General features: G+C 42.3%; 13 protein-coding genes. 9 read left to right on the plus strand and 4 right to left on the minus strand.

The window, feature by feature from the left end; translation table 11 throughout:
- Positions 1-10: 10 nt before the first annotated feature.
- Complete coding sequence (locus WCX87_RS00380) at positions 11-604, plus strand: hypothetical protein (protein WP_345980064.1); 594 nt, start codon at positions 11-13, stop codon at positions 602-604.
- Positions 594-1,889 (plus strand): UDP-N-acetylmuramoyl-L-alanyl-D-glutamate--2,6-diaminopimelate ligase, encoded by a 1,296-nt coding sequence (locus tag WCX87_RS00385; protein ID WP_345980065.1) that lies wholly within the window; start codon positions 594-596, stop codon positions 1,887-1,889. The genes WCX87_RS00380 and WCX87_RS00385 overlap by 11 nt, the downstream gene beginning before the upstream one ends.
- 7 nt (positions 1,890-1,896) lie before the next feature.
- On the opposite strand, the gene WCX87_RS00390 is transcribed toward WCX87_RS00385, so the two are convergent.
- Positions 1,897-2,478 (minus strand): outer membrane beta-barrel protein, encoded by a 582-nt coding sequence (locus WCX87_RS00390; protein ID WP_345980066.1) that lies wholly within the window; start codon positions 2,476-2,478, stop codon positions 1,897-1,899.
- A gap of 112 nt (positions 2,479-2,590) precedes the next feature.
- On the opposite strand from WCX87_RS00390, the gene WCX87_RS00395 reads away from it, so the two are divergent.
- From WCX87_RS00395 to WCX87_RS00425, 7 genes are all read left to right on the plus strand, one after another.
- Positions 2,591-2,965: a (2Fe-2S) ferredoxin domain-containing protein gene (locus WCX87_RS00395; protein WP_345980067.1), complete on the plus strand. Its 375-nt coding sequence runs from the start codon at positions 2,591-2,593 to the stop codon at positions 2,963-2,965.
- A gap of 14 nt (positions 2,966-2,979) precedes the next feature.
- Entirely contained in the window at positions 2,980-3,345 is a 366-nt protein-coding gene (gene panD, locus WCX87_RS00400; RefSeq protein WP_345980068.1) for an aspartate 1-decarboxylase, read from the plus strand.
- Position 3,346: 1 nt separating this feature from the next.
- A complete protein-coding gene (locus WCX87_RS00405) occupies positions 3,347-3,655 on the plus strand; it encodes a YbaB/EbfC family nucleoid-associated protein (protein ID WP_345980069.1) in 309 nt (102 codons plus the stop codon).
- A complete protein-coding gene (locus WCX87_RS00410) occupies positions 3,652-4,611 on the plus strand; it encodes a PDZ domain-containing protein (RefSeq protein WP_345980070.1) in 960 nt (319 codons plus the stop codon). Before WCX87_RS00405 ends, WCX87_RS00410 begins: the two co-directional genes overlap by 4 nt.
- A gap of 12 nt (positions 4,612-4,623) precedes the next feature.
- Positions 4,624-5,472, plus strand: a complete 849-nt coding sequence (locus tag WCX87_RS00415; RefSeq protein WP_345980071.1) for a polyprenyl synthetase family protein — start codon at positions 4,624-4,626, stop codon at positions 5,470-5,472.
- A 5-nt stretch (positions 5,473-5,477) separates the two neighbouring features.
- Positions 5,478-7,394, plus strand: coding sequence for a transketolase (gene tkt, locus WCX87_RS00420; RefSeq protein WP_345980072.1), 1,917 nt, complete (start codon positions 5,478-5,480; stop codon positions 7,392-7,394).
- A 68-nt stretch (positions 7,395-7,462) separates the two neighbouring features.
- Positions 7,463-8,536 (plus strand): methyl-accepting chemotaxis protein, encoded by a 1,074-nt coding sequence (locus tag WCX87_RS00425; RefSeq protein WP_345980073.1) that lies wholly within the window; start codon positions 7,463-7,465, stop codon positions 8,534-8,536.
- On the opposite strand, the gene maf is transcribed toward WCX87_RS00425, so the two are convergent.
- The 3 genes from maf to alaS are packed head-to-tail and all read right to left on the minus strand — an operon-like array spanning position 8,528 to position 12,154.
- Positions 8,528-9,079 carry a septum formation inhibitor Maf gene (maf, locus tag WCX87_RS00430; RefSeq protein ID WP_345980074.1) on the minus strand — a complete coding sequence of 184 codons (552 nt, stop codon included), beginning with the start codon at positions 9,077-9,079 and terminating at the stop codon, positions 8,528-8,530. The two genes, WCX87_RS00425 and maf, sit on opposite strands and share 9 nt — an antisense overlap.
- On the minus strand, positions 9,069-9,605 hold the full coding sequence (locus WCX87_RS00435; RefSeq protein ID WP_345980075.1) for a hypothetical protein: 537 nt from the start codon (positions 9,603-9,605) through the stop codon (positions 9,069-9,071). The genes maf and WCX87_RS00435 overlap by 11 nt, the downstream gene beginning before the upstream one ends.
- Complete coding sequence (gene alaS / locus WCX87_RS00440; protein WP_345980076.1) at positions 9,605-12,154, minus strand: alanine--tRNA ligase; 2,550 nt, start codon at positions 12,152-12,154, stop codon at positions 9,605-9,607. Before alaS ends, WCX87_RS00435 begins: the two co-directional genes overlap by 1 nt.
- Between the last annotated feature and the right edge of the window lie 9 nt (positions 12,155-12,163).

The following is a 12,163-nucleotide window of genomic DNA, read 5'->3' on the forward strand; positions in this document are numbered from 1 at the left end:
GGAAAGATGCATGAGTAAAATTAGTAAATATAAAACTCTATCTCTTGCAAATGACAGTTTTTTAAAATCAGATTACGATACGGCACTTAGATATTTTGCCGAAGTGTTGCACGATTACCCCGACTCAAAAGAGGCTTATAACGGGGCGATCCTGGCAGAGATGGCGATGAGCGGTGAAGACGGCGCCGAGGCTCTTTTTGATTATTATACGATATTAAAAGATGAAGATAAAGAGCAGGCAGACCAAGTCATATCTGAGATACTTGAGACAATAGACGGAACACTTGATCAATTAAAAACAATTTTTGCACAACCTTTAAAAGATAGATTGGAACAGGAAAACGGGATCCTATATAAAGATTTTATATCTTTAGTAGAGGATGAGGGAGACTTCAAAAGAGTGTTTGAAAACATCATGTTTTCGACAAAAGTGATTATCTCGGAGAAAGAGGATTTTGTCGATTTTCTAGATAGATTGATGACTCACGGATTTAAAGAGATGGCACTTTCATATTTGGAGAGTGCATTATCTATCTATCCAAATGACAACCAATTAAGAGAGCTGTTAAAACGTTTAGCACAAGCGAGAAATATTGAAAATTGAACTTCCTAACCAGCCGTATAAGTATATAACGGAAAACTCTGCGGAGTGTGATAAAGAGACCGCATTTGTAAAGACTTCGCAAAACGAAAAGTACCTGCAAAATGCAATAGACAGGGGTGCTCATTCGATCATCGAGGTCAAAGATATTGCCCATCTTTTCGGGCTTGACCGTATAAAGATCATCGGTATTACCGGAACGAACGGCAAGACGACGACGGCTAGTGCTATCTACTCGATGCTGCTTGATCTTGGCTACAAAGCAGCGATGCAGGGGACAAGAGGTTTCTTCCTTAACGACAAGATCGGTGAGGGCAAGTCTCTTACGACTCCAAGTGTCTTAAACACCTACCGTCATATCTATCAGGCTGTGCGTGAAGGATGTGAGTACTTCGTTATGGAAGTAAGTTCTCATGCTATCGTTCAAAAACGTATAGAGGGGATCGATTTCGAGCTGAAGATACTTACAAATATCACTCAGGATCATCTGGATTTTCACAAGACTTTAGCTGAGTACACTTTGGTAAAAAACAGCTTCTTTCAAGACGAGGGCAAAAAACTTATCAATAAAGATGAGCCCAAGGCATCGTTTAACATCAAAAATGCTTTTACGTACGGGATAGAAAACCCTGCGACATACAAGCTGATGGCGTACTCGTTAAACGACGGTTCAAGCGGGATCATCCAGAACTTTCATAAAATAGTCCCGTTTCAGGCTTCGCTACACGGCTTTTTTAACCTTTATAATCTCCTTGCTGCGATAGCTACCGTGGACATAGTAACGGATAAGAGTTTAGAAGAGATCGCTGACGTGGTTGATAACTTTGCCGGAGTTAGCGGTAGAATGGAGCAGGTATGTCAGGCTCCAAACGTGATAGTGGATTTTGCACATACTCCTGACGGAATGGCGCAGGTCTTAAATGCGTTAAAAGAGAAAGAGCTGCTTGTAGTCTTCGGCGCAGGCGGGGACAGAGATAAACTCAAACGTCCTCTTATGGGAAAAGTCGCAGCGGCGCTGGCTAAAAAGATCTATGTGACAAGCGATAACCCGCGTCATGAAGACCCTGATGAGATCATCAAAGATATCCTCGAAGGCATAGAAGATAAAAGCAATGTCGTGGTCGAACCAAACAGAAAAGCTGCAATTGAAAAAGCGTTAGAGGAACAGGAAAGTGATGAAGTTGTTGTGATCCTTGGAAAAGGTGATGAAGCTTACCAGATCATTTATGACGAGTATCTGCCTTTTGATGACAGAGAGGTCGTGAGAGAACTACTGAATATAAAGTAGTCATCTCTTAAAATCTATAATTTATTCCGGCGTATGTGTTAACGGCGTCTGTCGTTACAGCACTTGCTCCGGTTGAACTTTTGTCCCATCTTTCATAATTGATATACTTATATGTCGCTCCAAGTTCAAATATAAAGTGCTCACTAATAGGATAGTAAAAACCGGCTCCGGCATTATATGAACTAAAATCCAGTTTATTTTTTGTAAATGTGCCGTCTGCGTTTGTATAGGTTATCTGCGTATCAAAATATCCTGCACCGAATCCCGCTTTTAAGAAGGGATAGAACCCTATATCAAAATCAAATGCTTTGATAAGTTCGACATCTACGGAGTATTTCTCTTTGTCTTTTGCTCCGGCATCTGCAAAGACACTGTCGCTGTTCGTATCGTAGATAAATCCGAATTGGACCGAATAGCCTTTTAAGTCACCGTACCCTATCTGCAGTTTCGCCATAGGAGATGAAGTAGATTTATTATAAGGCTTAGAAAAGCTTTCAGAAGAGTATCCGCCTAAGACACCCATATAGACTTGCGCCTCTGCAAAAAGGAGGTTTGACATTAATATTGAGATCGTGATTATTTTTTTCATAGGGTGATTATATTGAAAAATTACTTATATGCAAGCTTTAAATCACATATACTAAAGATTATCATAGTTATTTTGCTATAATTCGCGAAATTTTTAGATGGAGAACTATATTATGGGAATTCCTCAACCAGCTTTTTATATCTTTAAGTGTGAACAATCGTCACCTCCAGGTATGCCGAAACCTTCTTGTGTTAACCCGCAAACACAGGATTTATTCCAATTTTTAGCACAAACTTTGATGCAAAAAGGTATAATGGGAACAGTTCAACCGATCCGTACTTCATGTATGAATCGTTGTAATGCCGGACCGATTATGTTAGTAGAACCGGGACATACTATGTATGCAGGTTTAGATAAGGCTAAGATAGAGCGTATTATCGACGAACATATCATCGGCGGAAATGTAGTGCAGGAGTATGTGATCCCTGAAGAACTATGGGACGCTCCTATATCTCCATCTGATATGCAAGCTCAGATGGGACGCTAAATTAAGGTAAAAATATGACTATAGAGATGTTATATAGCAAAATACACCGTGCTACTGTGACAGATGCCAACTTAAACTATGTCGGCTCGATCACAATCGATGAAGAGCTTTTAGAAGCTTCAAAGATGCGTGTAGGCCAGAAAGTCGAGATACTCAATGTCAATAACGGCGAGAGATTTTCGACTTATATCATTTTAGGAGAGCGCGGTAAACGCGATATCTGCCTAAACGGTGCGGCTGCACGTAAAGTTCACAAAGGTGACAAAGTAATCATCGTAGCATATGCGACGTATGATGAAAAAGAGCTAGAAAACTATAAACCGAAAGTTGTCATCCTGGATGACGACAATAATATAGACTACATAGCAGAGAGTATCTAAAATGTTTGAGAACATGGGTGATATGGCAAAAATGCTTTCATCGATGCAAGAACATGCAAAAAAACTGGAAGCTGAACTTGACTCTAAAACATTCACCGTCAAAACAGGCGGCGGAATGGTAGAGATAGTCGGTAACGGCAGAGGTGAAATCATCGATCTTTTGATCGACGACTCGCTCTTAGAAGACAAAGAAGCTCTTCAGATACTTCTTATAGGTGCTTATAACGATCTGAATAAGATGGTTGAGCAAAACAAACAAAACAGTGCGGTGGGCATGCTTGGCGGCATGAACCCATTTGGCTCAAAATGAGATATTTTTTTCTTTTTGCCCTCACCTTGACATCGCTCTTTGCTTCGTGCAAAGGCGGCTATTCTTCATGTGAACAAAAGATAAAAGACTCTCACTCTATCGTAAACAACTCACTTTATATCCCCATAAACAAGACCCAAAGACTAGTCTACTCACAAGCGACACCTATTGGAAATATCATCAAAGCAGATAAATTTTTAGGCTTATATCTTGTCGGCGGACTTGAAGGGTTTAGATATCCGTTTAAAATAGGTGCTTATGTACCTTCAGGCGTTGCAGTCGTCAATGATAAGATGGCATTAGAGGGTAAAATTACAGAGGAGCAGATAGGCCTAAACAGCTTAGCCAAGTTTAGTGAAGCTCCTTTTGTCCCAAGTTTTTTAAGCAGCAGCTGTTGTAATTTAGAGGGACTTGTAACACCGCAGGGGATCATACAAAAAGGGTATCTTTCACACTTTATCAACACAAAAAACAGTGACTACAGCGACATCGGAATCAGAGTCGATAAGCATAAAACAATTACAAAGATCGATCCGTTTTTAAAAAATAATCCCTTTAAAGTATCAGATATCGTCGTAGCTTTTGACGGAAAAAAAGTCTGGAGTGCAAATCGTCTGATGCAGGATATTTTGTTTGCAAAGATCGGTACGACTCATAAGATAAAAGTATTAAGAGATAAAAAAAGTTTTGAATTTGATGTAATGACCTACAAAAGAGTCGGCGGCGGTCTTATCAGCGATACTTTCTTAGAGCAGAAAGGTTTTTATTTCAATAACGATCTGACACTAAAAAGTGTTGATGGATATGGATTACAAGCAGGCGACAGACTACTGAGTATAAACGGCAACAGATTAAGCTCCCTAGATGATATTCCCGCCGCGATAGGAACAAAAACTGAAGATATGATTTTTCTTTTTCAAAGAGGCGGATTTCAGTTTTTTGTGCACATAAATTAGTTAAAATTGCATATGCAAAATTTCGAGATTTTTTTACAGCGTCATTTACCTAAAGCGCCAAGCTTTCATCCCTACTATGAGGATGCTCTGCACAATATGCTTCAAGCAGGCGGCAAGCGTTTTCGCCCCGCACTTCTTTTAGGTGTCGTAAACGCTTTTAACCCGCTTTTAGTAGAGGGAGCGATGCACGGGGCACTTGCGATAGAGATGCTTCATACCTATTCGCTGATCCATGATGATCTTCCGGCAATGGACGATGCAGCTTTGCGCCGCGGGCATCCGACTCTACATGTAAGTTATGACGAGGTCACGGCCATACTTGTCGGTGATGCTTTGAACACGTATGCGTTTGAGGTACTGAGCAACGCTCCCTTTAGCGATAACACAAGAGTAAGACTGATCCGCGAACTTGCTGTAAACGGCGGACACGGCGGTATGGTCTTAGGTCAGGCGATAGACTGCTATTTTGAAAATCAGCCGCTCTCTGTGGATAAGATAAAGTTCTTACATGTAAACAAAACTGCAAAGCTGATAGCTGCTGCGTTAAAGATGGGAGCTATCATCGCGGGTAAAGATGAAATAGAGGACGAGATCTATGATTTCGGTATAAAGCTTGGGCTTTTGTTTCAGATCCAAGACGATATCTTAGATGTGACGCAAACTGATGATGAGGCTGGAAAAACGACGAATAATGATGATGGTAAAAACAGTTTTGTTACTGTACTTGGACTTGACGAGGCGATGAAAGAAGCTGATGATTTGGCTGATGAATTAACACAGATGATGAATAGTTTTGATGAAAAGCTTTATAAAGAACTATCACCACTTTTAACAAACTACATAAACAGACACAAAGGATAAACAAGATGGCAAATCAGATGCGCCAAAAGATGGCAGACAGTATAAGATTTTTAGCAGCAGATATGGTTCAAGCAGCAAACTCAGGACACCCGGGCGCACCTATGGGTCTAGCTGATGTAGCAGTAGTTTTAAGTGAGCATCTTCGTCATAATCCAAAAAATCCTTCATGGTTAAACCGTGATAGACTTGTATTTTCAGGGGGACATGCAACAGGACTTATCTACTCTCTTTACTATCTTTGGGGATACGGTTTAGAGATAGAAGACCTAAAAAACTTTCGTCAATTAGATTCTAAGACTCCGGGACATCCAGAATACGGACACACTAAGGGAATAGAGATAACGACTGGTCCGTTAGGTCAAGGTGTTGCAAATGCTGTCGGTTTCTCTATGGCAAGTAAGTTTATGGGCGCTCAGGTTAACAGTGAGACTGCAAAACTGATCGATCACAATGTGTATTGTTTATGTGGTGACGGTGACTTGGAAGAGGGTATCAGTTATGAAGCGTGTTCGATCGCAGGACATAACAAGCTAGATAATCTGATCCTTATCTACGATTCAAACTGTATCACTATCGAGGGTTCTACAAGTCTAAGTATCAGCGAAGATATCCGCGGAAGATTCGAATCTCAAGAGTGGGATGTATTTGAATGTGACGGTCACAACTTCGATGAGATAAACAGCGCGATAGAGAGTGCAAAAGCAAGTTCTAAACCTGCACTTATCATTGCTCATACGACGATCGCAAAAGGTGCATGTGAGCTAGAGGGTTCACACCACTCTCACGGTGCTCCGCTTGGTGAAGATGTCATAGTCGAAGCGAAAAAAGCTGCAGGTTTCGATCCAGAGAAAAAATTCTTTGTTCCAGAAGATGCTATGGCTAGATTCAGATGTGCGATAGAGAAGGGCGATCTTTTGGAGCGTGAATGGATCCACAGCCAAAAGACTATGCCTTTGATGGAGCAAAACTCAGCGCTTGAAGCGTTGCAAAATCCTGATTTTTCAAAAATCCAATGGCCTGTATTTGACAAAGCAGATGCGACTCGTAACACGAACGGTAAGATCATGAACGCTATCGCTCGTGCACTTCCAAGTTTCTTAGGCGGTTCGGCTGACCTTGGACCATCAAACAAGACAACCTTAAACGATATGGGTGCATTTCCAAAGGGAAGAAACATCTATTTCGGTATCCGTGAGCACGCTATGGCTTCGATCGTGAACGCTATGGCACTTTACGGTCCGCTTTTACCGTTCTCATCGACATTCTTTGTGTTCTCAGACTACATGAAACCTTCGGCTCGTATTGCAGCACTAAGCGGCATCCAGCAGTTCTTTATCTGGACGCATGACAGTATCGGTGTCGGTGAAGACGGTCCGACTCACCAGCCTATAGAGCACTTAAGCCAATTCCGTGCACTACCGAACTTCTATGTATGGCGTCCGGCTGACGGAGCTGAAAACATCACAGCTTGGAAAGTGGCGCTAGAGATGAAGAACTCTCCGTCTGCATTCGTTTGTTCACGTCAGAACCTTCCTGTTCTTCCTGCTTGCGTTAAAGGTGATATGGCAAAAGGCGGATACCTTTTGGCTTCTGATGATAATGCAACGATAACACTTATGGCATCTGGTTCTGAGGTGGAAGTAGCACTCAAGACAAAAGAGCTTTTAAATGCACAGGGTAAAAAAGCAAACGTAGTAAGTGTCCCTTGTTTTGATCTTTTAATAGAGCAGGAGAAAGCTTACATCGACAGTATCATACTTCCAGGCACTAAAAAAGTCGCTATAGAAGCAGCTCGTGGTATGGAGTGGTACAGATTTGCCGATGAGGTGATCTGTATGGATAGTTTCGGTGCATCAGCACCAGCCGGACAGCTGTTTGAGAAGTTTGGTTTCACGGCTGAAAAAATAGCAGCTAAATTATAATTATGTTCTAAACCGTAATCATTTTGTGTTAGAATAGTTATGTTTTACAATATAACTTGGGAGTCATTATGTTTGGTTCAAGCGCAAAGATTGCGGAATTAGAAAAAAAGTATAAGGCGGAGCTGGAGCAGCTTCAATCGGAAAATCGTGATTTAAAAGAGAAGATCTCTTTTCTCGAGAGTGAAAATGCCAAGCCAAAAGAGGAGGGAAATGTCCATGACTTTATGGATGTTGTCATCGGGAGTTATTCTGACGGGACCTCTTTCCTACAAAACATTATAGAAGACAGTGTCGAAAAACTAGTCGCTGTGAATGAACTCAACGATAAAACTGTTATGAGAATGGGAAATATAGAGAGTGAAACAGACTCTATAGCAGGTTCTATCGACAGTATCCAGCAATACGCAAACCAACTCGGCGGTGATTCAAACTCTTTAAACGACAGCGTCATGTCGATAGCCGATATCATCAACCTTATTAAAGACATCTCTGACCAGACAAATCTTCTTGCCCTTAATGCTGCCATCGAAGCAGCGCGTGCAGGTGAACATGGACGCGGTTTTGCCGTTGTCGCAGACGAGGTCAGAAAACTTGCTGAGCGCACACAAAAAGCGACTCAAGAGGTCGAGATAAACATCAACGGTCTTAAACAAAATTCAAACTCGATGCTTGAGATAAGCACTACGTTTATTCAAGAAACTGCAAATGTGATGGAAGTACTGGATGGATTTAGAGAAAACGTCAGACTTGTAAGAAGAAACTCTACAAACATTCAAGAAAGAACAGAAGCCCTTACAAATGAGTTACATGTAAGTAACGGTAAGATCGATCATATCGCCTTGAAACTCAAAGGTTACAAAGCGATGATAGAAAAAGAAACATTTGATGTAATAGATGAGCACAGCTGTAGATTCGGTAAGTGGTTCGGCACTATTACGGGAACACTTTTGAAAAACTACTCAAGCGACGTCAATACAATAAGCAAGCACCATGCGAATGTCCATAAAGGGATCAAAGAGGAGACAGAACTTTGGATGTCGGGCAAAGAGAAAGAGGGTCTTGCACGTATGAAAGACGTTGAAAGATCAAGTGAAGATGCATTCCAGCTTCTTCTGTCAATAGTTAGAAACGCCTCAAAATAGATAGGGTTTAAACACTTCGATGGTGAGTCCCATCGCGGTGCTTTCAAACCCTCTGACCTCTTTTATATAGTTTTTACAAAACCCTTCTACCATGCAGGCACCGGCTTTTCCACGCCAGTCACCACTTTCTAGATATGCTTCTAAAGCCACTTCGTCAAATTTTTCAAAAAGATAGTCAGTCGATGATATGTCTATGACCTTCACATCCTTGCTGTGATAGATAAGACAGGTGATGATGGAGGTGATGCTTCCGCTTTGTGTTAAAAGGATGTTTCTTGCTTCATCAGCGCAGCGTGCTTTTCTTAGGATATTGCCGCCAGTGGAAATAACCGTGTCTGCTACTAAAAGAGGATAGTCGTCGATCCCAAAGTGTTTGAAGTTTGCCTCGTACTTGCCCAGAGTCGCAAGATAGACGAAGTTTTTCGCATCTTTTGCTACGATGGAGTCCTCATCAAACTCCACGCTCTCTTGAACAAACTCTATGCCGGCATCTTGAAGAAGTTTGGCACGAGTCTCAGAGGAAGACGCTAGTCTAATACGCATTTCTTAAAAATACGCCTAGATAGATAGCAATTAGACCCAGAACTATATTTAAAGGGACCATGTACTTTGCAATAAGTTTCAGTGTAGAAGCTGCAGCGATAAGATCACCGTTAGCGATCAGTTTTGCCGCTTTATTGCGTCTGATTACCATCGCTAAAAAGTTAACTGCCATAACAAGCCAGATAGCCTCTTTTACATGTACGATGTTGTAAATAAACATAGCATAGTCGTTTAAGACGTTTCCGTTTGGACCGACAGCCGCAGTTCTAAAACCGTATCCGACAGCCATGATGACAGCTGTAATGATAAGGATGATGACAAACGGAGCGACGATGCTGAAAAGTCTTTTTAGAGCGTGAGCCGAGCGTTCTATCTTTTCGGGGACATTGTCGATAAGCTGGATCGACTGATGTGCTGCAAAACGCATAGCGATCATCCCGCCTACCCAGATAACGGCACTGATGATATGTAAAAATATAACAATGTTCTTATGTTCCGAAAAGATCGTATAGATAAGATGTTTCATTATGAAAGAGCCTTTGTTATGAAGTCGTTCGCGACCTCTTTAGCTTCAGGAAGCTTCGTTACATCTTTTCCGCCTGCTTGTGCGAAGTCAGGTCTTCCGCCTCCGCCTCCGCCAAGTACCGGAGCTACTATCTTGATCCAGTCGCCAGCTTTAACGCCTGAGTTTTTGATTCCCGCTGCGATGAGGACTTTGTCATCTTTTACCTGGAAAAGCATCGCACAGATAGATTCATGCTGGTTTTTAAGCTCATCGATACGATCTTTGATATCACCTGCAGTGATCTGCTCGATCACGACTGCAGTCGAACCGATCATCTGCACGTCTATCTTCTCTTTTGAAGCGTTATGTGCTTCTACCAGTTCATGTTTAAGAGTATGAACCTGCTCTTTTAGTCTCTCTATCCCAGCTAAAAGGTCTTGGTTTTTCACACTCTCTTTTGCTACGTTTAGAGTGTGGCGCTGTGCTTTTAGGTAGTTGTACGCCGCATTTCCGCAGACCGCTTCGATACGTCTTACACCCGCACTGACACCGCTCTCTTTAGTGATGATGAACGTTCCGATCTCAGTCGTGTTTTGTACGTGTGTCCCGCCGCAGAACTCGACAGATGCGTCACCGAAACTGACGACTCTTACTCTGTCGCCGTATTTTTCACCGAACTGAGCTTTTGCTCCGCTGTTTTTCGCTTCTTCGATATCCATCTCTTTTGTCACACCTGCGATAGAGTGCATGATCTGGAAGTTTACCATCTCCTCGATCTGTGCTATCTCATCAGCAGTAAGTGCTTTTGGATGTGAAAAGTCGAATCTTAAACGTGTCGCTTCTACAAGTGAACCCGCTTGAGATATATGTGATCCAAGAGTCTCGTAAAGCGCTGCGTGAAGCAGGTGAGTCGCAGAGTGGTGTTTTGTCACTTCGCCTCTTGATACATCGACTACGGCTTCAACTGTATCGCCTACATGTAAAGTGTTTGTTAATTCGATATGGCTTAAGATCAGTCCATGGAACTTTTTCGTGTCAAGTACGTTCGCATAACCCTTTAGCGTACCGATGTCTCCCGCTTGTCCACCGCTTTGCGCATAAAACGGAGAGTTGTCTAGAAGTACCCAGCCAGTGTGTGTCGCATGGATCTGCTCGACGTTTACAAAATCTTCACTAAGCAGTGCCAGGACTTTTGAACTGTATGAACGGTTCTCATATCCGACGAAACTGTTTTCTCCGAACTTCTCTAAAAGCGTTTTAAAGTCTCCCGCAGCATGTTCGTCTCCACTGCCTTTCCAAGCAGCTTTTGCGCGAGTTCTCTGCTCATCCATAAGAGAGTCAAAAGTTTCGACGTCAAGTTTAAGATGTTTCTCTTTTAACATATCTTCAGTAAGGTCAAGAGGGAAACCGAAAGTATCGTAAAGTTTAAATGCGACCTCTCCGCTAAAAATCTCTTTTGTGTTCTTTAACTCTTCGTTGAAAAGCTCTATCCCGGACTCGATAGTCTTAAAGAATCTTGCTTCTTCAAGTTCTATCTGCTCTTTTACGGCATCGGCTTTTTCAGCTAAGTAGCCATACTCTTTACCCATGATAGAGATAAGCGTATCGACAAGTTTGTACATAAACGGTTTTTTAAATCCTAAAAGGTACCCGTGGCGGACACCGCGGCGCAGGATTCTACGAAGCACATAACCGCGTCCCTCATTTGAGAAGTTTGTACCCTGAGCAAGCAGGAATGTCGCAGTACGGATATGGTCTGCGATAACTCTAAAAGACGCACCGCTTGCATAGACATACTCTTTACCTATCATCTGTGAGACCTGATTGATAAGAGGCATGAAAAGTGATGAACCGTAGTTGCTTGTCGCACCTTCAGTGATCGCGACAACACGCTCTAATCCCATACCTGTGTCGATAGACGGTTTTGGAAGAGGGTGAAGTTCCCCTTTTGCATTACGCTCATACTGCATGAAAACAAGGTTCCAGATCTCTAAGAATCTATCGCCTTCGCCGCCCATCTTGTCCTCAGGACCGTTAAAATGTTCTGCACCCTGATCGTAAAATATCTCGCTACACGGACCACACGGACCTGTATCTCCCATCTGCCAGAAGTTGTCATCATCGCCCAAACGCATGATACGCTCTTTTGCGATATGTTTTTGCCAGATAAGTTCAGCTTCGTCATCGCTTTCGTGAACCGTGACCCACAGCTTGTCTTTGTCTAGCTTTAGGACCTCTGTTATAAACTCCCATGCATAAGCTATAGCATCCTCTTTGAAGTAATCTCCGAAGCTGAAGTTTCCAAGCATCTCGAAAAAAGTATGGTGGCGTGCCGTATGTCCGACGTTTTCTAAGTCATTGTGTTTTCCACCTGCACGGACACATGTCTGGCATGATGTCGCACGAGGATTAGCCGGAACAGGGACTTCCCCTGTAAAGATCGATTTAAACGGAACCATACCGGCATTGTTAAACAGCAACGTCGCGTCATCCGGGACTAGAGGAGCACTCGCTACTCTTGCATGATTTTTTGATTCAAAAAATTTTAAAAACTCTTCTCTGATGTCCATAATAGTCAT

This window comes from Sulfurimonas sp. HSL3-2, from assembly GCF_039645965.1.
Classification (GTDB): Bacteria; Campylobacterota; Campylobacteria; order Campylobacterales; family Sulfurimonadaceae; genus Hydrocurvibacter; species Hydrocurvibacter mobilis.

Excerpts from the sequence above, each read along its gene's own strand:
- maf (WP_345980074.1), bottom strand. The coding sequence starts at position 9,079 with ATGCGTATTAGACTAGCGTCTTCCTCTGAGACTCGTGCCAAACTTCTT.
- WCX87_RS00435 (WP_345980075.1), bottom strand. The coding sequence starts at position 9,605 with ATGAAACATCTTATCTATACGATCTTTTCGGAACATAAGAACATTGTT.
- WCX87_RS00405 (WP_345980069.1), top strand. The coding sequence starts at position 3,347 with ATGTTTGAGAACATGGGTGATATGGCAAAAATGCTTTCATCGATGCAA.
- WCX87_RS00380 (WP_345980064.1), top strand. The coding sequence starts at position 11 with ATGAGTAAAATTAGTAAATATAAAACTCTATCTCTTGCAAATGACAGT.
- WCX87_RS00395 (WP_345980067.1), top strand. The coding sequence starts at position 2,591 with ATGGGAATTCCTCAACCAGCTTTTTATATCTTTAAGTGTGAACAATCG.
- alaS (WP_345980076.1), bottom strand. The coding sequence starts at position 12,154 with ATGGACATCAGAGAAGAGTTTTTAAAATTTTTTGAATCAAAAAATCAT.
- WCX87_RS00390 (WP_345980066.1), bottom strand. The coding sequence starts at position 2,478 with ATGAAAAAAATAATCACGATCTCAATATTAATGTCAAACCTCCTTTTT.
- WCX87_RS00410 (WP_345980070.1), top strand. The coding sequence starts at position 3,652 with ATGAGATATTTTTTTCTTTTTGCCCTCACCTTGACATCGCTCTTTGCT.
- tkt (WP_345980072.1), top strand. The coding sequence starts at position 5,478 with ATGGCAAATCAGATGCGCCAAAAGATGGCAGACAGTATAAGATTTTTA.
- panD (WP_345980068.1), top strand. The coding sequence starts at position 2,980 with ATGACTATAGAGATGTTATATAGCAAAATACACCGTGCTACTGTGACA.
- WCX87_RS00415 (WP_345980071.1), top strand. The coding sequence starts at position 4,624 with ATGCAAAATTTCGAGATTTTTTTACAGCGTCATTTACCTAAAGCGCCA.
- WCX87_RS00425 (WP_345980073.1), top strand. The coding sequence starts at position 7,463 with ATGTTTGGTTCAAGCGCAAAGATTGCGGAATTAGAAAAAAAGTATAAG.